The sequence below is a fragment of the Micromonospora sp. WMMD723 genome, assembly GCF_049863385.1.
Classification (GTDB): Bacteria; Actinomycetota; Actinomycetes; order Mycobacteriales; family Micromonosporaceae; genus Micromonospora; species Micromonospora wenchangensis.
The window spans coordinates 899,453-922,933 of sequence record NZ_JBMKNR010000001.1 but is presented as its reverse complement, the minus strand read 5'-3'; the positions used below and the strand labels follow the sequence as shown (position 1 = coordinate 922,933).

The following is a 23,481-nucleotide window of genomic DNA, read 5'->3' as shown; positions in this document are numbered from 1 at the left end:
GGGCCCGCGACGGTTGCGTCGCGGGCCCGGACCTGTGCGCGCACCGACGGCGGCCCACACGCCGCCGGGCCGCCCGGCCCTCAGCGTGCCGGGCGGCTCAGTTGTTGGCGTGCAGGGCGGCGTTGAGCGTGATGCCCTGGCCGGTGCGCGGCTTCGCCTCCAGCGCCCCGGTCACCGAGTTGCGCCAGAACAGCAGGCCGTCGACGCCGGACAGCTCGCGGGCCTTCACCACCCGGCCGTCCGGCAGGGTGATCTTCGAGGCGGCGGTGATGTAGCAGCCGGCCTCGACCACGCAGTCGTCGCCGAGCGAGATGCCGACCCCGGCGTTCGCGCCGATCAGGCTCCGTGCCCCGATGCGCACCCGGTCGGTGCCGCCGCCGGAGAGGGTGCCCATGATCGACGCGCCGCCGCCGATGTCGGAGCCGTCACCGACCACCACGCCCTGCACGATCCGGCCCTCGACCATCGAGGTGCCCAGCGTGCCGGCGTTGAAGTTGACGAAGCCCTCGTGCATCACGGTGGTGCCGGCGGCGAGGTGGGCACCGAGCCGGACCCGGTCCGCGTCGGCGATCCGCACCCCGGCGGGCACCACGTAGTCGGTCATCCGGGGGAACTTGTCCACCCCGTACACGGCCAGGTGGCGGCCGGCGGCCCGCTCGATCACCCGCAGCTCGTCCACCCGCTCGGGCGGGCACGGGCCGGCCGAGGTCCAGGCGACGTTGGCCAGTTTGCCGAAGATGCCGTCGAGGTTCAGCTCGCCCGGCCGCACCAGGCGGTGGGAGAGCAGGTGCAGCCGCAGGTACGCGTCGGCGGCGTCCTTGATCGGCTCGTCCAGCGCGCCGATCACGGTGACCACCTGCACCGTACGCAGGCCCGGCAGGGCCCGCTCGCCGATCGCGCCGGGCGGCAGGTCCAGCACGTCGGCCTGGTCCTCGCCGGGGACCAGCGGCAGCTCACCCAGACCCAGCTTGCCGGTCGGGTACCAGGTGTCGAGCACCTGCTCGGCGGCGGTCACGGTGGCCAGGCCGATACCCCAGGCGGATTGGGACGTCACTGTTCTACCCTCTCGTTCGCGGCTGCGGGGCCGGTGGGCTCACCCCTCACACCCACCGTCCAGGACGGTACCGTGCGAATCATGGAGAACCCGCTGACCCCCGAGGTCCTGGCCGATCCGGTGGCGCTGACCCGCGCCCTGGTCGACATCGAGTCCGTCTCCCTTGACGAGAAGGCCATCGCCGACTGCGTCGAGGAGGTGCTGCGCCGGGTGCCGCACCTGAGCACCTTCCGGCACGGCAACACCGTGATGGCGCGTACGGATCTCGGCCGGTCCTCGCGGGTGGTGCTCGCCGGGCACCTGGACACGGTGCCGCACAACGACAACTTCCCGTCGACCATGCGCGGGGACCTGATGTACGGCTGCGGCACCTCCGACATGAAGTCCGGGGTGGCCTTCGCCCTGCACCTGGCGGTGACCCTGCCCGACCCCCGGTACGACGTGACGTACTTCTTCTACGAGGCCGAGGAGATCGAATCCCGGTACAACGGGCTCACCCTGGTCGCCGAGGCCCACCCGGAGTGGCTGCGGGCCGACTTCGCGGTGCTGCTGGAACCGACGTACGGCATCGTGGAGGCCGGCTGCCAGGGGACCATGCGGGCGATCGTCACGGTGCCTGGCGAACGCGCCCACGTGGCCCGCTCCTGGCGCGGGGTCAACGCCATCCACGGCGCGGGCGAGGTGCTCCGCCGCCTCGGCGAGTACCGGGCCCGGCGGGTCACCATCGACGGCTGCGACTACCGCGAGGGCCTCAACGCGGTACGGATCGACGGTGGCGTGGCCGGCAACGTCGTCCCCGACCGCTGCGAAATCGAGATCAACTACCGGTACGCCCCGGACCGTGACCCGGCGGCGGCCGAGGCGCACCTGCGGGAGGTCTTCGCCGGCTACGACCTGGCGATCACCGACGCGGCGGCCGGCGCGGCCCCGGGACTCGACGCGCCGGTGGCCCGGGAGTTCCTGGCGGCCGTGGGCGCCGCCCCGATCGGCAAGCTGGGCTGGACCGACGTGGCCCGGTTCGCGGCGATGGGCATCCCCGCGCTGAACTTCGGCCCCGGCGACCCCAACCTCGCCCACCACAGGGACGAACACGTCGAACTCACCAAGATCCGCGACGGCGCCGCCACCCTCCACCGCTGGCTGACCCCCGCCTGACCCCCTGCGCCCCCCACCCCACCCCACCCCACCCCACCCCACCCCACCCCGCCCCGCCCGCCCCGGGATCGACCCGTTGATCAAGAGGTTTGCGTCATCGAGAGCGCTCTCCCGCCCCTCATTTCTCTTGATCACGACTCATTTCTCTTGATCACCGAGTGCAGGGCGGGCCTGGGCTGGCTGCGGGAGCGAGCCGGGTGTGGCGCGGGGGCTCGGCCAGGCGTGGGGCGGGGATGGGGAGCGGGCCGGCAGTAGCGCGGGTCGGGTGGGAGCAGCGCGGGCCGGGTCGGCAGTAGCGCGGGCCGGGTCGGCGCAGCGCGGGTCGGGTCGGCGCGGAGGGCGGGGCCGGCGGGGTGGGGTGGGTGTGGTGAGGCCCCCGGGGTCGGGGGACCACGGGGGCCTCGGTGCGTACGGGTGGAGCGTGGGCCGGCCAGGGGTGTGAGGCTGGGTGCCGGTCGGGTGGTGCGGGCCGGGGCTCCGGCCGGGCGACGCGGGTCGGGCCGGTGGTGTCAGACGCTGGTGAGGCGGGGATTGTCCGGTTCGGTGGGCTCGACGGACGCAGCGGCCGGCTCCACCGGCACCTCCAACTGTCGGGCGCGGCGGCGCTCGGCCACCACCTCGTTGATCCTTCGCTGCATCTGCCGACGGATCCGCATCCGTTCGTTGTTGCTGATCACGCTTGCTCCTCCCCCGAAGGCGCGCGCCGGGCCATACCCGGTATGTGAATAGTAAGACGTACGGGCGACAGAATTAGTTGCCCAAGATCGCGAACTTTTTCTGCGACCCGTCGGCCGGCACCGCCCTGACGTGCGTCTCCACTACGGTGGCTGTCATGAGTCAGACCAACGGGCGGCAGTCGGGCCGCGATCCGGAGCGGCACCGGGGGGCGGTCACGCTGCGTCGTGGCGCGATCCCCACCAGCACGGCTGACCAGCGGTTACTCGACTCCCGGGGGCGCAGCGACTGGAAGACGAAGGACGCCTGGCGGGCGCTGCGCATCCTCGCCGAGTTCGTCGAGGGTTTCGACACGTTAGCGGATCTGCCGCCCGCGGTGAGCGTCTTCGGCTCCGCCCGTAGTAAACCCGACAGTCCCGAGTGCCGGCTGGCCGAGGAGTTGGGCGCGGGCCTCGCGCGGGCCGGTTACGCGGTGATCACCGGCGGTGGCCCCGGCGTGATGGAGGCGGCCAACCGGGGGGCCAGCGAGGCCGGCGGCCTGTCCGTCGGGCTGGGCATCGAACTCCCCTTCGAGCAGGGGCTCAACGACTGGGTCGACCTGGCCATCGACTTCCGCTACTTCTTCGCCCGCAAGACCATGTTCGTCAAGTACGCCCAGGCGTTCGTCGTCCTGCCGGGCGGCTTCGGCACCATGGACGAGCTGTTCGAGGCGCTGACGTTGGTGCAGACCGGGAAGGTGACCCGGTTCCCGGTGGTGCTGATGGGCACTGACTACTGGCGGGGGCTGCTCGACTGGCTGCGGGACAGCATGGCCGCCGAGGGCAAGATCGGCCCGGTGGACCTGGAGCTGATCTGCCTCACCGACGACGTGGACGCCGCGGTCCGGCACATCGTCGAGGCCGAGGCGGCGCTCGCCGCCGACCAGGAGGCGGTCCGCGAGGCGGCGGTGGCGCGTACCGCCGCCGACCAGCAGGCCGCCCGCCGGGCCGCCGACACCGCCACCCCCTCCCCGGGTACGGCGTCCAACGGCACCGGGTCCGGTGGCGCGGGCCGGGGCGTCGTCGACGGTGGGGAGGGCTGAGCCGGTGGCGGCGATCTGTGTCTTCTGCGCGTCCTCCCGTACCCTCGACCAGCGCTGGCTGGAGCTGGCCGCCGAGACCGGCGCGGAGCTGGCCCGGCGCGGGCACACGCTGGTCAGCGGCGGCGGCTGCGTCGGCATGATGGGCGCGCTCGTCGACGGGGCGCGGGCGGCCGGCGGACGCACCGTCGGGGTGATCCCGCAGGCGTTGGTGGACCTGGAGGTCGCCGACCTGGCCTCGGACGAACTGCTCGTCACCGACAGCATGGGCAGCCGCAAGACCGTCATGATCGAGAAATCGGACGCCTTCCTCACCCTGCCCGGCGGACTGGGCACCCTGGACGAGCTGTTCGAGGTCTGGACCACCGCCACCCTGGCCATGCACGCCAAGCCGATGGTCCTGGTCGACACCGACGGCTTCTACCGTCCGTTGCTCGACTGGCTGGCCACCATCACCGACCAGACCTTCCTGAAGCCGGCCGGCCTGGACCTGCTCACGGTCGCCCCGACCGTCGCCACCGCGATCGACGCCCTGGAGGCCCGGCTGCCCTGACCGAGGAGCCGGGCCGGGTCGGGTCACGCCGGGCCGGGTCGGGTCACGCCGGGCCGGTCGGCGCCGGGCCGGGCCGGGTCACGCCGTGCCGGGACAGGCCGGTCCGCGCCGGGTCGGACCCGGGCGGGGTGGTGCGGTGGGTGGTGTCGTACCGGCGTGGTGGGATGTGGGGGTGCAGGGGTACCGGCTGGTGCGCCGACCTGCCGGACCGGGCCCGCAGGACGGGCGGTCCGCCGCGAGCGTTCGGGGGGACGGTCGGCACGGCGGACCGGCCGAGGGGCCGGGTCGGGCCGGTGCCGGCGTCGAGGGGGAGCCGCGGCCCGGGGGGTCGGCGGGCGATGTGCTGCGTCCCGAGGGGGGACCACCGGCCCGGAGGCCGGCGGGCGATGGCGTGCGCCCCGACCACCTGCGCCCCAACCACCTGCGCCCCAACCACCTGCGCCCCGACGAGTGGCGGCACGATCCGCTCCAGGCGCAGGTCGTGGCGCACACCGACGGGCCGATGCTGGTCCTCGGCGGGCCGGGCACCGGCAAGACCGGCACCCTGGTCGAGGCGGTCGCCGCCCGGGTCGCCGAGGGGGTCGACCCGGAACGACTGCTGGTGCTCACCTTCAGCCGCCGGCAGGCCACCGGGCTGCGGCACCGGATCGAGGCCCGGATCGCCGCCGACGGCCACCGGGTGCTGCGGGAACCGCTGGTACGAACCTTCCCGGCGTACGCCTTCGGACTGCTGCGCCGGGCCGCCGCCGAGCGGGGCGAACCGTCCCCCCGGCTGCTCACCGGCCCGGAACAGGATCTGATCATCCGGGAGCTGCTCGACGTCGTCGGCGGCGAACCCGACGACGACCCGGTCGGCTGGCCGGACGACCTGCTCCCCGCCCTGCGTACCCGGGCGTTCGCCGCCCAGCTCCGTGACCTGCTGATGCGGGCGGCCGAACGCGGCGTCGGGCCGGTGGAGCTGGCCCGGCTGGGGGAGAAGCTGGGCCGTGCCGACTGGCCGGCCGCCGCCCGGTTCCTGCGGGAGTACGTCGCCGTCCTCGCCCTGCGCGACGTCGGCAACCGGGGTTCCGTGGCGTACGACCCGGCCGAGCTGGTACGGGCGGCCACCGGCATGCTCCTCGACGATCCGGAGCTGATGGCGGTCGAACGCCGTCGGCTGGCCCACGTCTACGTCGACGAGCTGGCCGACACCGACCCGGCCCAACAGGACCTGCTGGCCGTCCTGGCCGGTGGTGGCCGGTCCCTGGTGGCGTTCGCCGACCCGGACTCCTCCACGTACGCCTTCCGGGGCGCCGATCCGGCCGTGGTGACCGCCTTCCCGCACCGGTTCCGCACCGCCTCCGGAGCACCGGCGGCGCAGGTCACCCTGACCACCTCGTACCGGGCCGGTGCGGTGCTGCTCGGGGCCACCGGTCGACTCGCCCGGCGGCTGCGCGGCCCCGCCGGGCACCGGCGGCTGCGGCCCCTGCCCGACGCGCCGCCCGGCAGCGTCGAGGTGCGCACCTTCCGCTCGGCCACCAGCGAGGCCGCCTGGCTGGCCCACGCGCTGCGCTCCGCCCACCTGCTCGACGGGGTGCCCTGGTCGGCGATGGCGGTGCTGGTCCGCTCGACCCACCTGCACCTGCCGTCGCTGCGCCGGGCGCTGCACACCGCCGGGGTGCCCACCGTCGTGCACGGCGAGGACCTGCCGCTGCACCTGCAACCGGCGGTCGCCCCGCTGCTGCTCCTGCTGCGCTGCGCGCTCGAACCGGCCCGGCTCGACGAGGAGTCCGCGATCGCGCTGCTGCACTCGCCGCTGGGTGGGGCCGACCCGCTCGCCGAGCGGCGGCTGCGCCAGGGGCTGCGGGCGCTCGCGCTGGCCCGGGGCGACCGGCGGCCCTCCGGCGAGCTGATCGTCGAGGCGCTGGCCGACCCGGCGGAGCTGGCCGGCATCGAACGCCGCTGGGTCGAGCCGGCCCGTACGGTGGCGGAGCTGCTCGCCACCGCGCGGACGGCGGCGGCCGTGCCCGGGGCGACCGCCGAGGACGTGCTGTGGGCGGTGTGGGAGGCCAGCGGTCTCGCCGAACGCTGGGCCGGGGCGATCAACCGGGGGCGGGCGGCCACCGGGGAGCACGAGACCGCCCAGCGCTGGCGGGCCGAAGCCGCCGACCGGGACCTCGACGCGGTGCTGGTGCTCTTCGACGCGGCGGCCCGGTTCGTCGACCGGTTGCCCGGCGCGCGGACCGAGGTCTTCCTCGACCACGTCCTCGGCCAGGACCTGCCGGCCGACACCCTGGCGGCCAGCGCCGACCGGGGCGCGGCGGTCCGCCTGCTCACCGCGCACGCGGCGAAGGGCCTGGAGTGGGACCTGGTCGCGGTGGCCGGCGTGCAGGAGGGCGTCTGGCCCGACCTGCGGTTGCGGGGCAGCCTGCTCGGCTCCGAACGGCTGGTCGACGTGCTGGTCGGCCGGGCGGACGGCACCGGAACCCGGGCCAGCCTGGTCGGTCAGACCTCCGCCCTGCTCGACGAGGAACGCCGGCTGTTCCACGTCGCGGTGACCCGGGCCCGGCGTCGGCTGCTGGTCACCGCCGTCGCCTCGGCGGCCGTCGGCGGCGACGACCACGAGGAGCAGCCGAGCCGCTTCCTGCACGAACTCGGCGTCACCGGCCAGGACGGAGACGGCCCGACCAGAAGCGGCCCCACCCCGACCGCCCCCGACGGCGGCCCCACCCCGGGCTCGCCCGGCGGCGGGCCCGGTGAGGGCGGCGCGGGGGACGAGGCGGCCGAGGGGGAACGGGGGCACGCGGCCGACAGCGGACCGGGCCGGTCATCCGACGGGGTCCCCGGGAGGGCGGGCGAGCAGCCCTCCGGGAAGGCGGGTGAGGATCTGCCCGCAGGGCCGGGTGAGGGCCTGCCCGCAGGGCCGGGTGACGACCCGGCCGGGGAACCGGGGGAGGAGTCGACCCGGGAGTTGCCTGTCGGGCGGCCACCGCGGGCGCTCACCCTCTCCGCGCTCGTCGCGGAGCTGCGTACCGCGATCGTCGATCCGGCGGCGTCGGTGGCCCGGCGGCGCGCGGCGGCGGCCGAACTGGCCCGGCTGGCCGCCGCCGGCATCCCCGGCGCGCACCCGGACGACTGGTGGGGCCTGCGCAGCCTCTCCGACGACCGGCCGCTGGCCGATGAAGGCGAACCGGTGCGGGTCACCCCGTCGGGGATGGAGAGCGCGCTGCGGTGCAGCCTGCGCTGGCTGCTCGAACGGCACGGCGGCAGCGGGCCGGCCAGCGCCGCCCAGGGAGTCGGCAACCTGGTGCACGCCGCGGCGATGCTGGCCGAGGACGCCAGCGCCGACCGGACGGCCCTGCTGGAGTACGTGGCCGCCCGGTTCGACGCGATCGAGCTGGCGGCCCGGTGGATGGTCGGCCCGGAACGGGAACGCGCCGAGGCCATGGTGGACAAGCTGCTGCGCTGGCTGGCCGGCAACCCGCGTCGACTGCTCGCCATCGAGCACGAGTTCGCGGTCCGCCTCGACGACCCGACCCGTCCGGTGGAGCTGACCGGCCGGGTCGACCGGCTGGAGGTCGACGCCGACGGCCGGCTCGTGGTGATCGACCTCAAGACCGGCAAGTCGACGACGGTCACCGAGCGGGAGATGGCCGAGCATCCGCAGCTCGGGGCGTATCAGGCGGCGGTGGAGGCGGGCGGGTTCGCCGAGTTCGGCGACGAGGCCGGGGGTGCGGCGCTGGTGCAGCTCGGCACCGGCGCGAAGGACGCCCGCGAGCAGACCCAGGCCGCCGCCGGGCAGGGCCCCGAGGCCGGCTGGGCCACCGCCCTGGTCCGGCGCACCGCCGATACGATGGCCGCCTCGACCTTCGCCGCCGTCGCCAACGCCAAGTGCCGGGTCTGTCCGGTGCGGACCAGCTGCCCGGTCTCCGGGCAGGGCCGGCAGGTCGTCGAGCCGCCGGCCACCGGCGAGCACCGGGCGGGCGGGGAGTGAACGTGTCGGCCGCGCCACCGACGACCGGGCGGCCGGGGCCGCGGCGTGTGACGAGGGGAGAGCGGTGACCCAGCCGACCCTGTTCAGCGCCGCCACCCCCGTGCCGCGTACCGCCGACGCCGGGCCGCGCTACACGCCGGTGGAGCTGGCCCGGCTGCTGCGGCTGCCCGCCCCCACGGCCGAGCAGGCCGCGATCATCGCGGCCCCGGTCGCACCACTGCTGGTGGTGGCGGGTGCCGGTTCGGGCAAGACCGAGACGATGGCCGCCCGGGTGGTCTGGCTGGTCGCCAACTCCTACGTCCGCCCGGAGCAGATCCTCGGGCTGACCTTCACCCGCAAGGCGGCCGGTGAGCTGGCGCACCGGGTGCGTACCCGGCTCGACCAGTTGGTGCGGCGGCTCGGGCGGCGGGCCCGCAACCCGCTGGACGATCCGCTGGCCGGCGAACCCACCGTCGCCACCTACCACTCGTACGCCGGGCGGATCGTCACCGAACACGGGCTGCGGGCCGGCTACGAGCCGACCACCCGACTGCTCACCGAGGCGTCCCGGTGGCAGCTCGTCGACCTGCTGGTGCGCAACTACGACGGCGACATGTCCGAGGTCGACCGGATGCCCAGCACCATCACCGACGCCGTCCTCGCCCTGGCCGGCGAACTGGACGAGCACCTGGTCGACCCGGACACGTTGGCCGCCTGGACGGGCCGGTTCTTCGCCGAGGTGCAGTCCCACCCGGGCCGCGTCTACGCCGACGTCCGCAAGGCCCTCCAACTGCAACGCACCCGGCTGAAGCTGCTGCCGCTGGTGCGGGCGTACGCCAGGCGCAAGGACGACTTCGAGGCGATGGACTTCGCCGACCAGCTCGCCCGCGCCGCCCGGGTGGCCCGCGACCACCCGGCGGTCGGCGCGGTCGAGCGGGACCGTTACCGGGTGGTGCTGCTCGACGAGTACCAGGACACCAGCCACGCCCAGGTGGTGCTGCTCAACCACCTCTTCGGCGGGGGTCACCCGGTCATCGCGGTCGGCGACCCCTGCCAGTCGATCTACGGCTGGCGGGGGGCCAGCGCCGGCACGCTCGACCGGTTCCCCACCGACTTCGCCCGTGCCGACGGCACCCCCGCCGGCACGATGAGCCTCACCACCAGTTGGCGTAACCGGCCGGAGATCCTCGGGGTGGCCAACGCGTTGTCGGTGCCACTGCGGGCGGCCGGCGCCCGGGTGCCGGAGCTGCGCGCCGCGTTGAGCGTCCGCGACCCGATCCCGCACCGCAGCCCGCGCGGGCGGGCCGCCGGCACCGTGCACTGCGCGCTGCTGCCCACGTACGTCGACGAGGCGGACTGGATCGCCGACAGCGTGCTCGCCGCCTGGCGGGGGGCGGCCCGGATGCCCGGTGCGCTGCCCGAACACATCCCGGTGCCGCAGCGTCCCCCCACCGCAGTGCTGGTCCGGGTCCGCAGCCAGATCCCGGCGATCGAGGCGGCCCTGCGGGCCCGGGGGCTGCCGGTCGAGGTGGTCGGCCTGGGCGGCCTGCTGGACACCCCGGAGGTGCGGGACGTGGTCTGCACCCTGCGGGTGCTCGCCGACCCGACCGACGGCGCGGCCCTGCTGCGCCTGCTGACCGGGGCGCGCTGGCGGATCGGTCCACGTGACCTGGTGGCCCTGCACCGGCGGGCGCGCGCCATCGCCCGCGCCCGCCGGGAGGTGACCGGCGACGACGGGCCGGAGATCGTGGTGGACGCCCTCGACGAGGCGACCCTGGTGGAGGCGCTGGCCGACCTGGGGCCGGCGCAGGCGTACTCGGCGGAGGGCTACGCGCGGCTGCGGTCGTACGGGATGGAACTGGCCCTGCTGCGTTACCGGCTGGACCAGACGCTGCCGGAGCTGATCGCGGACGTGGAACGCACCATCGGCCTGGACGTCGAGGTGGCGGTCCGGGCCGGCCGGGACGGCACCGGCGACGCCGGACTGGCCCGGGGGCACCTGGACGCGCTCGGTGACGTGGCGGCCCGGTTCAGCGGCGAGACCCCGGCGGCGACGCTCGCCGGTTTCCTGGCCTACCTGGCCGCCGCCGAGGACGAGGAGCGGGGGTTGTCCCCGGGCGAGGTGGAGGTGGTCGATGGCGCGGTGCAGGTGCTCACCGCGCACGCCGCCAAGGGCCTGGAGTGGGACGTCGTCGCGGTCGCCGGGCTGACCCGGGGCGGCTGGCCCGGTCAGGTCCGCAACTCCGACCACTGGCTGGGCGGGCTCGGGGTGCTGCCGTTCCCGTTGCGCGGCGACGCCGACGGGCTGCCCGTGCTCGACCTCGCCGAGGTGACCGACCAGCGGGGGGTGGCGCGGGCGGTGACTGATTTCACCGACGCCTGGCGGGCGCACGACGAACGCGAGGAACGCCGGCTGGCGTACGTGGCGGTGACCCGGCCCCGGCGGCTGCTGCTCTGCTCCGGGTACTGGTGGGGGGAGGGGACGAAGCGGTTCCGGGGCCCGTCGGTGCTGCTCCGTGAGGTGCACGACGCCTGCCTGGCCGGCGGCGACGGCCTGCTGATCGACGAGTGGGCGCCCGAACCGGCAGGTGACGCGGTCAATCCGACCACCGCGCTGGTGTTGCGGGCGGAGTGGCCCGCCGACCCGCTGGGCCCGCGCCGGCCGGCGCTGACCGAGGCGGCGGCCCTGGTCCGCCGTTTCCTCGCCGACCCCGACGCGGCCCGCCGCGATCCCGCGCCCGCCGTGGTGCCCGGCGACCCGCAGGTGGTGGCCCCGCAGCCGGTGTCCCCGCAAGCGACGGCCCCGCAGCCGGTGTCCCCGCAGGCGACGGCCCCGCAGGCGACGGCCCCGCAGGTGGTGGCCCCGCCTCCCACAGGCACGCAGGCGGCGGGCAGGGGGGCGGCTGATCCGGAGGCGGCCGGTCCGGAGCCCGATCCGGAGGTGGTGCGGTGGCGGCGGGAGGCGGACCTCCTCCTGGCCGAGCGGGCGGAGCTGCTGCGGCAGGCCGAGGCCGTCGAGGTGACGCTGCCCGACCACCTGTCGGTGACCCAGCTGGTGGCCCTGCGCCGGGACCCGGCCCAACTCGCCCGTACCCTGCGCCGGCCGATGCCCACCCCACCCAGCCCGTACGCCCGGCGGGGCACCGCCTTCCACGCCTGGCTGGAGTCCCGCTTCGGGATCGACCGGCTGCTCGACGTGGACGAGTTGCCGGGTGCCGCCGACGCGGACGCCGCGCCCGACGGGGCGCTGGCCGAGCTCCAGGAGCGCTTCCTGGCCAGCGAGTGGGCCGACCGGGTGCCGGTGGAGGTGGAGGTGCCGTTCGCCACGGTGCTGGCCGGGGTGGTCGTCCGGGGCCGGATGGACGCCGTCTTCTCCCGCCCCGGCGGCCGGTACGACGTGGTCGACTGGAAGACCGGACGGCAGCCGACCGGCGCGGAGGCCGAGGTGGTCGCGGTGCAGCTCGCCGTCTACCGGCTGGCCTGGGCGGAGCTGGCCGGGGTGCCGGTGGACCGGGTGGGGGCCGCCTTCCACTACGTCCGGGAGGGGGTGACGGTGCGCCCGGCCGACCTGCTGGACGCCGACGGGCTGACCGCGATCATCGCCGGGTTGCCGGAAAACCCGGTGGGGGGTGGCGCGACGGGAGATCCGTGGTAGGTTGTTCTTGTTGCAGTTTTGGTTTCCAGAGACTCTGTGTGCGCCTGGCGGATTGTGGCCCCAGGCGCTCTTTGTTGTGTCCGGAGCTCTCCGGGCGGGGCGACCAAAAACAACAGGCGATTCGCGCACCCCGCGCGGAGCGCTGCTCTTCGGGCCCGCAACAGGTGCGGGTCCGACGTTCCGTCAAGGAGACGAAACAGATGGCAATTGGCACCGTCAAGTGGTTCAACGCTGACAAGGGCTTCGGCTTCATCACCCCGGACGGCGGCGGCGCCGACGTCTTCGCCCACTTCTCGGCGATCCAGTCCTCCGGCTACCGGAGCCTGGACGAGAACCAGCGGGTCGAGTTCGAGGTGACCCAGGGCCAGAAGGGCCCGCAGGCGGAGAACATCCGCCCGCTCTGATCTTCGGATCGACCGGTAACACCCTCCGGGTCCTCCGGACCCGGTGACGGACCGGTCCGCCGCGCCGCCCCCCGCTCCGGCGGGACGCGGCGTGCTGCGGCGGACCGGCCCGTACCCCATCGGTTCGTGCTTGTGAGTCCCCGACGGACTGCTCCGTCGGCGACCGCGCCGGCTCCCGGCGCCCTCCCTCGACACGTGCCGCGTCGAGGAAGGCATTCCGCATGACCATGACCATTCCCACCTTCGCCGCGACCGGCCTCGCGCCGGCGCTGCTCGCCGAACTGACCAAGCAGGGCATCACCGAGCCGTTCCCGATCCAGACGGCCACCCTGCCGGATTCGCTTGCCGGCCGGGACGTGCTCGGCCGGGGCCGCACCGGCTCGGGCAAGACCCTCGCCTTCGGGCTCCCGCTGCTGCACCGCACCGCCGGCCACCGGGCCCGCCCCGGCCGCCCGCTCGCCCTGGTGCTGGTCCCCACCCGTGAACTGGCCGCCCAGGTCACCACGGCACTCACCCCGTACGCCCGGGCGCTGGGGCTGCGCTGTGTCACCGTGGTCGGCGGGCTCTCCCTGCAACGGCAGGCGGACGCCCTGCGCGCCGGTGCCGAGGTGCTGGTCGCCACCCCGGGTCGGCTGCACGACCTGATCAACCGGGGTGACGCCCGGCTCGACCAGGTCGCCATCACCGTGCTCGACGAGGCCGACCAGATGGCCGACATGGGCTTCCTGCCGCAGGTGACCAAGCTGCTGGAGCAGGTCGCCCCGAACGGCCAGCGGATGCTCTTCTCGGCGACCCTGGACGGCGGGGTGGACCGCCTCGTACGCCGGTTCCTCAGCAACCCGGTGTCGCACTCGGTGGACCCGGGTACCGCCACGGTGACCGCGATGACCCACCACGTCCTGCACGTCGACGCGGCCGACAAGCCCGCCGCGCTGACCCAGATCGCCGCCCGTGAGGGCCGCACCATCCTGTTCATGGCGACCAAGCACCGCGCCGACCGGATGGCCCGGCAACTGCTCGCCAAGGGCGTACGCGCCGCGGCGCTGCACGGGGGGAAGTCCCAGCCGCAGCGCACCCGCATCCTGGAGCAGTTCCGCACCGGTCAGGTGACCGCCCTGGTCGCCACCGACGTGGCGGCCCGGGGCATCCACGTCGACGGCCTCGACATGGTGGTCAACGTGGACCCGCCGACCGAGGCGAAGGACTACCTGCACCGGGGTGGCCGGACCGCGCGGGCCGGTGAGGCCGGCCAGGTGGTGACCCTGGTCCTGCCGGAGCAGCGCCGGGACGTCTCCCGGTTGATGAGCATCGCCGGTATCTCCCCGCAGTCGACCCAGGTGCGCCTCGGCGACGGTGCGCTGGCCCGGGTGACCGGGGCCCGGGAGCCGTCCGGCGTGCCGGTGACCATCGTCGCCCCGCAGCCCGCCCCGACCGCCCGGTCCCGTGCCGGTGCCGAGGGCGGTCGGTCCCATGCCGCCGGTGGCGAGGGCGGTCGTCCGCGGGCCGCCGTCGGTGGCGGTGGCGAGGGTGGCCGTCCGCACCGGACCTCGGGCCGGTCCCGCCGCCCGCGTCGCCCCCGTACCGCCTGACCGCCTGACCGCCGCGCGTTCCCGGTCCCGCCGCTGGCGGGCCCGGGATCGACCGGTCGGCGGAGATCGACTCAAGTGGGTCGATGTTGGGGTGATGGTCGGCCGGGTGACCGCAACGTCGGCCCAGGCGTGTTGATCTTGCAGCCGGGTGTGACTCGGGCGCGTGTCGTCGCAGTTCGCGGACGGTACGGGGTCGGGTGCGGACCCTCGGTGATCATGCGTCCGGGTCGGTCGGCTTGCCGGCTCTATTGCGTCCGATCGGTGACTGTTCCATTCGACCCGACTGGTCGAAGCTTGCTCCCGGGGGAAGAACCGGCCGGCACGGTCGGGCACGGGAGGGGTGACCATGGGGGGCGACGCTGAGTCGGGGGCGGGGCGCGAGCTACTGGTGGTGTTCGCCGTGGCGGGTGCCGGGCTCCTGCTCGCCATGGTCGCGGCGTTCGCGCCCTGGCACCCGAGGCCGGGGCGCAGCGCCCCGGCCGGGCTGGTCGAACTGCACAGCCCCGACGAGGGGCGTCCGCCGACGGTCGAGCTGACCGCCGGCTGAGCCTCCCGCGGGGGCCGGTGGGGGCGGTAGGTCCGGGACGCCCGTCCGACCGTCGGGTCCTGGGGGACCGACGGCCGGACGGGCGTCCCGGGCGACCGGCGTCAGCGGGCCGGGGCCTGCTCCTGCTGGATGAGCAGGTCGGTCAGCGTGGTCCGGTCCACCACCACGGCTATCGCGCCGTCCACCGCGAGCCACACGTCGCGCAGGCCGGCGGCCACCCCGTGGTAGCCGGCGTCCTCGGCGGGCAGCCCCCGTACGGTGGTCAGCGAACCACCGACGGCACGCAGCACGTCCCCGACGCTGATCTCCGAGGCGGGACGGGTCAGTGCGTAGCCGCCCTCGGTGCCCCGATGACTGTGCAGCAGGCCGGCGCGGCGCAGGTCGAGCAGGATGCCCTGGAGGAAGCTCAGCGGGATGCCCTGCGCCCGTGCCAGGCTCGCCGCCTTGACCAGTTCCCCACCGCCGTCGGGACGTCCGCCGTCACCGCCGTCGGGACGTCGGCCGTCACCGCCGTCGGGGCGGGTGGTCCCGCCGTCGCCGCCTGCGGCGACGGCGAGCATGGCCCGGAGCGCGTAGTCGCTGCGCGCGGAGATGTACACGTCACTGACCAGCCTGGTCCAGCACGCCCCAGCGACGGCGGATCGCCCGGTCGGCCGCCCCGAAGGCGGCGTCGACGACCAGACCGACGACCAGGATGACGATCATCGTGGAGAGCAGCCAGGGTGCGTCGGACAGTTCCCGGGAGTAGGTGAGCTGGGCACCCAGGGACGTCTGCGAGATGCCGACCACCAGCAGCTCGCCGGCCATCAGGCTGCGCCAGGAGAAGGCCCAGCCCTGCTTGAGCCCGGCGACGATGGCCGGCAGCGCGGCCGGCGCGATGACGTACCGGTAGAGGTTCAGCCCACGGGCGCCGAGGTTGCGCCCGGCCCGGACCAGCAGCGGTGGCACGTAGTCGACGCCGCTGATCACCCCGTTGGCGATGGACGGCGCGGCACCGAGCACCACCACGAAGAAGATCGCCTTCTCGCTCAGCTCGAACAGCAGGATGGCCAGCGGGAACCAGGCGATCGACGGCATCGTCTGCAACGCGGTGATCATCGAGCCGATCGCCGCCCGCAGCACCGTGGACCGGGCCACCGCCAGGCCGACCAGCAGGCCGACCGCGACGGAGAAGACGTAGCCGAGCGCGGCCCGTTGCAGGGTGGTGGCGAGCCCGTCCCAGAGCTGCCGGCCGCCGGCCTGCCGGGCCAGTTCCTCGGCGACGGTGACCGGGCCGGGCAGCGAGTACGGCGGCTTCCACCCGCTCCAGACCACCACCTGCCACAGCCCGATGGCGATGGCGAGCGCGGCGAGCTTGGGCCAGGTGGACGCCCAGAGGCGGGCCCCCCGGGAGACCTCCTTCTCCCGGCCGGCGATCTCCAGGGCGTCGAGCCCGGAGATCTCCGCGTCGGTGCGGGCCGCGCCGGTCAGGGTGTCATTTGCCATGGCGGCCCACCTCGGTACGGAGTCGGTCGGTGACCTCGGAGGCGATCGCGGCGATCTCGGGGGAGTCGATGCGCCGGGGTCGGGGCACGTTCACCTCCGTGGACCAGATGATCCGCCCGGGTCGGCTGCTGAGCAGGATGATCCGGTCGGCGAGCCGGGCCGCCTCCCGGACGTTGTGCGTCACGAACAGCACGGTGAGCTGCCGTTCCGCCCAGATGCGTTCGAGTTCGTCGTGCAGGATGTCCCGGGTCATCGCGTCGAGGGCGCCGAACGGCTCGTCCATCAGCAGGACCGGGGTGTCCAGGGCGAGGGTGCGGGCCAGGGCGACCCGTTGCCGCATGCCGCCGGACAGCTCGTGCGGGCGCTTGCGGCCGAAGTCGGACAGGTGGACGGTGCTCAGCAGCTCAGCCACCTTCTCCCGACGCTCGGCCCGGGGCAGCCCGCGCAGCTTCAACGGCACCTCGACATTGGCCTCGACGGTCAGCCACGGGAAGAGCGCCGGCTCCTGGAACATCAGGCCGGGGTGGGCGTCGTCGGCCACCGTGATGGTGCCGCCCTGTGCCCGGTCCAGCCCGGCGACGAGGTTGAGCAGGGTGCTCTTGCCGCAGCCGGACGCGCCGACGAGGCAGACGAACTCCCCGGGCCGGACGTCGAGGCTGACCCCGTCCAGGGCGAGGACGGCGTTCGTCCCGCGCCCGTACACCTTGGTCACGCCGGAGAGCGCGACCGCGGTGGTCGCGCTCTGCGGCGGCGTCGTGGTCGACGTCACGGCTGGGTGACCTCGGCCTGGCCCTGCGTCTTGAGCACCTCGTTGAGGTACTTCAGGTCGTAGAGGCCGTTCAGGTCGACCGGCTGGGTCAGTTCGACCGCGACGGCGTGGTCGAGCCCGGTCTTGAGCGAGGATGCGATCGGGTCGTTGGTGAACAGCAGGGTGGGCCACGCCTGCTTGATCAGCTTCAGGTCCAGCGGCTTGCCGGTGATCCTGCCGAGGTGGTCGGAGATGGCCTGCTGCGCCTCGTCCGGCTTGGTGTTGACGAAGTCGTTCGCCGCCACCTGCGCCTCGACCAGCTTCTTCACCGTCTCGGGGTGGGCCTTGAGGAACTTGGTGGAGACGATCAGGTTGGTGATGACGAACTTCTTGTCCGGCCAGAGGTCCCGCTCGTCGACGAGGACCGTGCCGCCGGCGTTGACCAGCCGGGAGACGAACGGCTCGGGCACCCACGCGCCGTCGATCGAGCCGCTGGAGAAGGTCTCCACCGTCTGGGCGTTCTCCTGCGGGACGATCTTGACGTCGCCGCCGCCCTCCTTGGTGGTCTTGAGGCCCTTCTCCTTGAGCCAGTAGCGCAGGGCGACGTCCTGGGTGTTGCCGAGCTGCGGGGTGGCGATCTTCTTGCCCCGCAGCTGGTCTACCGAGGTGATCCCGGGCTTGACCACCAGGGCGACCCCGCCGGACGCGGCGCCGGAGATGACCCGGACGGCCTCGCCCTTGGACTTGGAGAACGCGTTGACCGTCGGGTTCGGGCCGATGTACGTGGCGTCCAGCGCGCCGGAGAAGATCGCCTCGATGGCGGCCGGGCCGGCGTTGAAGGTCTTGGGGTCCAGCTTGACGTCGCTGCCGAGCTTCTCGGCGAAGATGCCCTTCTCGACGCCGACCACGGCCGGGGCGTGCGTGATGTTGGGGAAGTAGCCCAGCCGCAGCGTGACGGGGCCGGAGTCGCCGCCGGCGTTGTCGTCGTCGCCGCACGCGGCGGTGGTGCCCATCGTGGCCACGCCGACGGCGGCGAGGGTGGCGAGGGAGAGCAGCCGACGGAAGGGGAGCCGTCTCATCATCTGTCCAATCCGCAGTATTCCTATTTAGTTGGTAGGAAGAGTGGGTCAGGACTCCGATGGCGTCAAGCGCCGTCCGCATCATGGGATGTCGGGTCTCAGATATTCCTGGTTTTCCTACCTTCTTGATAGGTTTAGCTGCCCCCGGCGAGGTACACCGGGCGGGACACGGCGAGAGGGCTGCCGACATGACCTTCCACTGGTTCCTCCCCACCTCCGGCGACGGCGACCAGGTCGGCGCGGCCACCGTCACCGCCGGCGCGGCCCGGCACGCACGGGCCGCCACCGTCGGATATCTGACCGAGGTGGCGCGGGCCGCCGAGGCGGGCGGGTTCAGCGCCCTGCTCACCCCGGTCGGCTCCGGCTGCCCCGACCCGTGGATCGTCTGCGCGGCGGTCGCCCAGCACACCGAGCGGATCGGCCTGCTGGTCGCCGTGCGCGCCGGCTTCGCCCTGCCCACCCTGGTCGCCCAGCAGGCCGAGGCGTTCCAGGCGGTCTCCGGCGGTCGGCTCGCGCTCAACGTCGTCACCGGCGGCGACCCCACCGAGCAGCGGGCGTACGGCGACTTCCTCGACCACGACGCGCGCTACGCGCGTACCGGTGAGTTCATCGAGGTGCTCCGCCGCTCCTGGCGCGGCGGCCCGTTCGACTTCGCCGGTGAGCACTACCGGGTCGACGGCGGCGGGCTCGCCCGGCCGCTGGCCGACCCGCCGCCGGTCTACCTCGGCGGTGCGTCCCCGGCCGCCGAGGCGGTCGCCGCCCGGCAGGCCGACGCGTACCTGATGTGGGGCGAGCCGCCGGCGGCGATCGCCACCCGGGTGGCCCGGGTCCGGGCCCGCGCCGCCGAGCTGGGTCGCACCCTGCGCACCGGGCTGCGGCTGCACGTCATCGCCCGGCACACCGCCGCCGAGGCGTGGGCCGAGGCCGACCGGCTGCGGGCCGGGATGAGCCCGGAGCGGATCGCCGCCGCCCAGGCCCGGTTCGGCCGGATGGACTCCGTCGGTCAGGCCCGGATGACCGCGCTGCACGGCGGCGGCAGCGGACGCCTCGCCGTCGCGACGAACCTGTGGGCCGGCATCGGCCTGGTCCGCGAGGGGGCGGGTACCGCCCTGGTCGGCAGCTACGCCGAGGTCGCCGCCCGGATCGACGAGTACGCCCACAGCGGCGTCGACGAGTTCATCCTCTCCGGCTGGCCGCACCGGGAGGAGGCGGAACGCGTCGGCGCGGAGGTGCTGCCCCGGGTCACCGCGCTGCCCGTCGCGGTGTCGCACTGAGACGCAGGCCGAGGACGGCGGTGTCACCGCTGGCGACACGCTAGGGTCGATCACGTGCCGACCCGGAGAGCGAGAATTCCAGCGACGAAATACCCGGTCGAGCGGTTCACCCTCGACAACGGCCTACGGGTGGTGCTCACCCCGGACCGCAGCGCCTCGGTGATCGGCGTGGCGGTGGTCTACGACGTCGGCATCCGCTCCGAGCCGCAGGGGCGGACCGGCTTCGCCCACCTCTTCGAGCACCTGATGTTCCAGGGCTCGGAGAACCTGGAGAAACTGGCCCACTTCCGGCACGTGCAGGGTGCCGGCGGCACCTTCAACGGCTCCACCCACCTGGACTACACCGACTACTACGAGACGCTTCCCGGCAACGCCCTGGAACGGGCGCTGTTCCTGGAGGCCGACCGGATGCGCGGCCCCCGGCTGACCGAGGAGAACCTGCGCAACCAGGTCGACGTGGTCAAGGAGGAGATCCGGGTCAACGTGCTCAACCGGCCGTACGGCGGGTTCCCCTGGCTGACCCTGCCGCCGGTGATGTTCGACACCTTCCCCAACGCGCACGACGGCTACGGCTCCTTCGACGACCTGGAGTCGGCCACCGTCGCCGACGCCGCCGACTTCTTCCGCCGCTACTACGCCAGCGGCAACGCCGTGCTCGCGGTCAGCGGGGACATCGACGTCGCGGAGGCGACCGCCCTGGTCGAACGGCACTTCGGCGACGTGCCGGCCCGGCCCGCCCCGGAGCGCCCCGACTTCACCGAGCCCGACCTGACCGTCGAGCGGCGCACCGCGTACACCGACCAGTTGGCGCCGCTGCCGGCGGTGGCCTCGGCGTGGCGGGTGCCCGACCCGGTCGGCGACTTCGCCGGCTACCTGCCCTACGTGGTGCTCGCCGAGGTGCTCACCGACGGGGACGCGTCCCGGCTGGTGGAGCGGATGGTGCAGCGGGACCGCAGCGTCACCGGCCTCGGCGGCTACCTCGGGTTCATGGGTGACCCGTTCGACGTCCGAGACCCCACCGCGTTGCTGCTCCAGGCGCACCTGCCGCCCGGCGGCGACGTCGACAAGGCGCTGCGCACCATCGACGAGGAGTTGGACCGGCTGGCCACCGACGGATTGACCGACGGCGAACTGGCCCGCACCCAGGCACGGATGGCCACCCACCTGCTGCGGGACACCGACGCGGTGCTCGGCCGGGCGCTGCGGATGGCGGTGCTGGAGCAGCAGCGCGGCGAGCCGGGCCTGCTCAACGACCTGCCCCGGCTGGTCGGCGAGGTCACCGAGGACCAGGTCCGCGCTGCCGCCGCCACCCTGCGCCCGGAACGCCGCGCCTCCATCGAGGTCATCCCCGGAGGTGCCAAATGACCACCGCCAACCGGGCACTTCCGCCGCTGGGGCCGAACCGGCGGCTGAAGCTGCCCCGGCAGGCCGAGCGGCGGCTCCCCAACGGGCTCACCGTGATCGCGGTACGCCGGCCCGCCGTACCCCTGGTCGAGCTGCGGCTGTGGATGCCGTTCGGCCGGACCCACCTGGCCCGGGGCGCGATGCTCGCCGAGACGGTGCTGGCCGGCACCGGCACCCGTACCGCCACCGAGATCGCCGCCGAGTTGCAGAAGGTCGGCGGCGGGCTCTCGGCCGGGGCGGACCCGGACCGGCTGATGCTCTCCGGCGCGGGCCTGGTCACCGGGCTGGACCGGATGCTGGAGATCCTGGCCGACGTATTGACCGACGCCAGCTACCCGGCCGACTGGGTGCAGACCGAGCGGGACCGGCTGGTGGACCGGATCCAGGTGGCGCTGAGCCAGCCCGCCCACCTGGCCCGGACGGCGCTGCTGCGGCGGATGTACGGCCGGCACCCGTACGCGGTGCAGACCCCGGAGCCGGACCAGGTCCGCGCGGTCCGGCCGGCGGCGCTGCGCCGGTTGCACGCCGAGCGGGTGCATCCGGCCGAGGCGGTGCTGGTGCTGGTCGGCGACGTCCAGCCGGAACGCGCGCTGGATGCGGCGGAGAAGGCGCTGGGCGGTTGGACGGGGGACAGCCGGGGCGCCACGTTGCCGCCCGCGCCGCCGCTGGAACCCGGTCCGCTGCTGCTGGTGGACCGGCCGGGTTCGGTGCAGTCGTCGCTGCGGATCGCGTTGCCGGCGGTGCCCCGGACCCATCCGGACCACGCCGCGCTGCAACTGGCGAACCTGATCTTCGGCGGGTACTTCTCGTCCCGCTGGACGGAGAACATCCGCGAGGACAAGGGCTACACCTACGGCCCGCACTCGTCGGTCGAGCACTCGGTGGCCGGTTCGGTGCTGGTCGCCGGGGCCGAGGTGGCCACCGAGGTGACCGGGCCGGCCCTGCTGGAGACCACGTACGAGCTGGGCCGGCTGGCGTCGTTGCCGCCGGGGGCGGACGAGTTGGAGCAGGCCCGCCAGTACGCCCTGGGCACGCTCCAGCTCGGCATCTCCACCCAGGCCGGGCTGGCCGCCCTGACCAGCGCGTACGCGGGCAGCGGGCTGCGGCTGGACTTCCTCGCCGAGCACGCCGCCCGGCTGGCGAAGGTCACCGTCGACGACGTCGCCGAGGTGGGTGCCCGCTACCTCGCCCCGGCGGGGGCGGTGGTGGTGGTGCTCGGTGACGCCGAACGGATCGCCGGTCCGCTGGCCGCCCTCACTCCGGTCCGGACGGAGCCGGCGTGAGTGGGGAGACCGCGCCGCCGCTGGCCCGGTCCACCCTGGACCGGGCGGCGCACCGGCGTACCGACCCGCAGTGGCTGGCGCAGGCGTGGCAGCGGGCCCGGGTGCTGGTGCTGGACTCGACCCGGGAGGGGCGGGCGCTGGTCCGTGCCGACGCGAACCCGCCGGTGCTGGTGCTGCGGGACGCCGCCGAGGTCGGCCCGCCGGGGCAGGCGTACCCGCTCTTTCTCGGGGTGGAGCCGGACGGGGTGCCGGTCTTCGCGGTGGACGCCCCGCTGCCGGAGCTGCCGGGTACCCGGGAGGCCAACCTGCGGGAGATCGGCCACCTGCTCGACGACCGGGACGCGGGGATCTTCACCACCGCGCTCGCCCTGGTCAACTGGCACCTGGGGCACGGCTGGTCACCCCGGTCGGGGCAGCGGACCGAGGTCGCCGAGGGCGGCTGGACCCGGGTGGGCACGGACGGTGACCGGATGTGGCCGCGTACCGATCCGGCGATGATCGTCCTGGTGCACGACGGGGTGGACGGCCCGGACGGGCGTTGCCTGCTCGGCAACAACGCCGCCTGGCCACGGACCCCGGGGCAGCGGCGGTTCTCCTGCCTCGCCGGGTACGTCGAGCCGGGCGAGTCCGCCGAGGCGGCCGTGCTGCGCGAGGTCCGCGAGGAGGTCGGCGTCGGGGTCGAGCGGATCACGTACGCGGGCAGCCAGGCCTGGCCGTTCCCCGGCTCGCTGATGCTGGGCTACCTGGCCGAGGCGGACCCGGGGGAGCCGGTGCGGGTCGACCCGACGGAGATCGCGTACGCCCGCTGGTTCACCAGGCGGGACATCGGCGCGGTGCTGGCCGGTCGGGCGGTGGACGCCGGGGACGGCGACCGGGTGATCCTGCCGCCGCCGTCGTCGATCGCGTTGTTCCTGATCCACCGCTGGCTCGACGGCCACTGCTGACCGGTCCCGGCCCCGGGCCGTCGTTGCCGCGACGGGCCCCGGACCGGGATCGCGGGCCGTCGTGGCCGGGCGGGGAGTCGACCCGGCGGGGCCGGACCGGCCACGACGGACGGCGGGTCAGCCGGGCGGGTTGCGGTGCCGTCGGCCGGGTTCGCCGAGTGGCAGCACCTTGACCCGCTGCCGGCCGGCGCGGACGGCGCCCACGGTGGACAGGGCCCGGGCCAGCAGCAGGGCGGCGTCCCGGTCCTCGGCGTGCACGGTCTGGCGGCGCAGTTCGGGGGTGGTGGTCTCGTTGCGTAGGCAACCTCCGCCGGCCCAGGTGGCGGCGAGGTCGATGTCGGCGGCGGTGCGGATGTCGGTGCGGACGATCAGGTAACGCATGGTGGTCTCCGGACGGAGCGCGGGTGGCCGGCTACGTTGTGGAACTTCCACGTCACTGGATCGTCATGTTACGCCCGCCGGTGCTCCCGGCAAGGGAATCGCCGGCCTTCGACCGGGTCCTGTCCGATCATCCGATGCCTGCTCAGGCAGGCCGCCGCGCGGAGTCGACGGGTGTGGCGGCGCGACGACGCGGGGCCGCCGGCAGCCTGCCGACGACCCCG

19 protein-coding genes are annotated in these 23,481 nt (G+C 74.5%); 12 read left to right on the top strand and 7 right to left on the bottom strand.

Going from position 1 to position 23,481, the window contains the following annotated elements:
* Positions 1–97: 97 nt before the first annotated feature.
* Entirely contained in the window at positions 98–1,054 is a 957-nt protein-coding gene (gene dapD / locus ACN261_RS04130) for a 2,3,4,5-tetrahydropyridine-2,6-dicarboxylate N-succinyltransferase (protein WP_425848503.1), read from the bottom strand.
* Between the two features lie 81 nt (positions 1,055–1,135).
* Here dapD and dapE point away from each other — a divergent pair, with 81 nt between their 5' ends.
* The gene (gene dapE / locus ACN261_RS04125; protein WP_425848500.1) at positions 1,136–2,209 is read left to right on the top strand and encodes a succinyl-diaminopimelate desuccinylase; all 1,074 of its coding nucleotides are present in this window, start codon (positions 1,136–1,138) and stop codon (positions 2,207–2,209) included.
* 509 nt (positions 2,210–2,718) lie between these two features.
* Here the strand turns inward: dapE and ACN261_RS04120 are convergent.
* A complete protein-coding gene (locus ACN261_RS04120) occupies positions 2,719–2,886 on the bottom strand; it encodes a hypothetical protein (protein WP_421484009.1) in 168 nt (55 codons plus the stop codon).
* Between the two features lie 155 nt (positions 2,887–3,041).
* On the opposite strand from ACN261_RS04120, the gene ACN261_RS04115 reads away from it, so the two are divergent.
* From ACN261_RS04115 to ACN261_RS04085, 7 genes are all read left to right on the top strand, one after another.
* A complete protein-coding gene (locus tag ACN261_RS04115) occupies positions 3,042–3,965 on the top strand; it encodes a TIGR00730 family Rossman fold protein (RefSeq protein ID WP_425848496.1) in 924 nt (307 codons plus the stop codon).
* Positions 3,966–3,969: 4 nt separating this feature from the next.
* The gene (locus ACN261_RS04110; RefSeq protein WP_425848493.1) at positions 3,970–4,515 is read left to right on the top strand and encodes a TIGR00730 family Rossman fold protein; all 546 of its coding nucleotides are present in this window, start codon (positions 3,970–3,972) and stop codon (positions 4,513–4,515) included.
* A gap of 391 nt (positions 4,516–4,906) precedes the next feature.
* Complete coding sequence (locus ACN261_RS04105) at positions 4,907–8,488, top strand: ATP-dependent helicase (RefSeq protein ID WP_425848492.1); 3,582 nt, start codon at positions 4,907–4,909, stop codon at positions 8,486–8,488.
* 64 nt (positions 8,489–8,552) lie between these two features.
* A complete protein-coding gene (locus ACN261_RS04100) occupies positions 8,553–12,122 on the top strand; it encodes a UvrD-helicase domain-containing protein (protein ID WP_425848490.1) in 3,570 nt (1,189 codons plus the stop codon).
* Between the two features lie 200 nt (positions 12,123–12,322).
* Entirely contained in the window at positions 12,323–12,526 is a 204-nt protein-coding gene (cspE, locus tag ACN261_RS04095; protein WP_007464836.1) for a transcription antiterminator/RNA stability regulator CspE, read from the top strand.
* A gap of 221 nt (positions 12,527–12,747) precedes the next feature.
* Positions 12,748–14,115: a DEAD/DEAH box helicase gene (locus tag ACN261_RS04090; RefSeq protein WP_425848486.1), complete on the top strand. Its 1,368-nt coding sequence runs from the start codon at positions 12,748–12,750 to the stop codon at positions 14,113–14,115.
* A gap of 346 nt (positions 14,116–14,461) precedes the next feature.
* Positions 14,462–14,662, top strand: coding sequence for a hypothetical protein (locus tag ACN261_RS04085; RefSeq protein WP_421484004.1), 201 nt, complete (start codon positions 14,462–14,464; stop codon positions 14,660–14,662).
* Between the two features lie 101 nt (positions 14,663–14,763).
* On the opposite strand, the gene ACN261_RS04080 is transcribed toward ACN261_RS04085, so the two are convergent.
* From ACN261_RS04080 to ACN261_RS04065, 4 genes are read right to left on the bottom strand one after another with little or no spacing between them, the layout of a single operon-like run.
* The gene (locus ACN261_RS04080; protein ID WP_425848483.1) at positions 14,764–15,261 is read right to left on the bottom strand and encodes an RrF2 family transcriptional regulator; all 498 of its coding nucleotides are present in this window, start codon (positions 15,259–15,261) and stop codon (positions 14,764–14,766) included.
* Position 15,262: 1 nt separating this feature from the next.
* Entirely contained in the window at positions 15,263–16,147 is an 885-nt protein-coding gene (locus ACN261_RS04075) for an ABC transporter permease (protein WP_425848480.1), read from the bottom strand.
* Positions 16,137–16,916: an ABC transporter ATP-binding protein gene (locus tag ACN261_RS04070; RefSeq protein WP_425848477.1), complete on the bottom strand. Its 780-nt coding sequence runs from the start codon at positions 16,914–16,916 to the stop codon at positions 16,137–16,139. Before ACN261_RS04070 ends, ACN261_RS04075 begins: the two co-directional genes overlap by 11 nt.
* Entirely contained in the window at positions 16,913–17,974 is a 1,062-nt protein-coding gene (locus ACN261_RS04065) for an ABC transporter substrate-binding protein (protein ID WP_425848475.1), read from the bottom strand. The genes ACN261_RS04070 and ACN261_RS04065 overlap by 4 nt, the downstream gene beginning before the upstream one ends.
* A gap of 188 nt (positions 17,975–18,162) precedes the next feature.
* Between ACN261_RS04065 and ACN261_RS04060 the strand changes: the two genes are divergently transcribed.
* From ACN261_RS04060 to nudC, 4 genes are read left to right on the top strand one after another with little or no spacing between them, the layout of a single operon-like run.
* Positions 18,163–19,248 (top strand): LLM class flavin-dependent oxidoreductase, encoded by a 1,086-nt coding sequence (locus ACN261_RS04060; RefSeq protein ID WP_425848473.1) that lies wholly within the window; start codon positions 18,163–18,165, stop codon positions 19,246–19,248.
* Between the two features lie 54 nt (positions 19,249–19,302).
* On the top strand, positions 19,303–20,613 hold the full coding sequence (locus tag ACN261_RS04055; RefSeq protein WP_363655552.1) for a M16 family metallopeptidase: 1,311 nt from the start codon (positions 19,303–19,305) through the stop codon (positions 20,611–20,613).
* Positions 20,610–21,935, top strand: a complete 1,326-nt coding sequence (locus tag ACN261_RS04050; RefSeq protein ID WP_425848471.1) for a M16 family metallopeptidase — start codon at positions 20,610–20,612, stop codon at positions 21,933–21,935. The genes ACN261_RS04055 and ACN261_RS04050 overlap by 4 nt, the downstream gene beginning before the upstream one ends.
* On the top strand, positions 21,932–22,879 hold the full coding sequence (nudC, locus tag ACN261_RS04045; RefSeq protein ID WP_425848470.1) for an NAD(+) diphosphatase: 948 nt from the start codon (positions 21,932–21,934) through the stop codon (positions 22,877–22,879). Before ACN261_RS04050 ends, nudC begins: the two co-directional genes overlap by 4 nt.
* Positions 22,880–22,996: 117 nt before the next feature.
* Here nudC and ACN261_RS04040 read toward each other — a convergent pair whose 3' ends face one another.
* Entirely contained in the window at positions 22,997–23,260 is a 264-nt protein-coding gene (locus ACN261_RS04040) for a hypothetical protein (RefSeq protein ID WP_204926777.1), read from the bottom strand.
* Positions 23,261–23,481: the final 221 nt, after the last annotated feature.

Excerpts from the sequence above, each read along its gene's own strand:
- dapE (WP_425848500.1), top strand. The coding sequence starts at position 1,136 with ATGGAGAACCCGCTGACCCCCGAGGTCCTGGCCGATCCGGTGGCGCTG.
- ACN261_RS04115 (WP_425848496.1), top strand. The coding sequence starts at position 3,042 with ATGAGTCAGACCAACGGGCGGCAGTCGGGCCGCGATCCGGAGCGGCAC.
- cspE (WP_007464836.1), top strand. The coding sequence starts at position 12,323 with ATGGCAATTGGCACCGTCAAGTGGTTCAACGCTGACAAGGGCTTCGGC.
- ACN261_RS04090 (WP_425848486.1), top strand. The coding sequence starts at position 12,748 with ATGACCATGACCATTCCCACCTTCGCCGCGACCGGCCTCGCGCCGGCG.
- ACN261_RS04085 (WP_421484004.1), top strand. The coding sequence starts at position 14,462 with ATGGGGGGCGACGCTGAGTCGGGGGCGGGGCGCGAGCTACTGGTGGTG.
- ACN261_RS04075 (WP_425848480.1), bottom strand. The coding sequence starts at position 16,147 with ATGGCAAATGACACCCTGACCGGCGCGGCCCGCACCGACGCGGAGATC.
- ACN261_RS04065 (WP_425848475.1), bottom strand. The coding sequence starts at position 17,974 with ATGAGACGGCTCCCCTTCCGTCGGCTGCTCTCCCTCGCCACCCTCGCC.
- ACN261_RS04060 (WP_425848473.1), top strand. The coding sequence starts at position 18,163 with ATGACCTTCCACTGGTTCCTCCCCACCTCCGGCGACGGCGACCAGGTC.
- ACN261_RS04050 (WP_425848471.1), top strand. The coding sequence starts at position 20,610 with ATGACCACCGCCAACCGGGCACTTCCGCCGCTGGGGCCGAACCGGCGG.
- ACN261_RS04040 (WP_204926777.1), bottom strand. The coding sequence starts at position 23,260 with ATGCGTTACCTGATCGTCCGCACCGACATCCGCACCGCCGCCGACATC.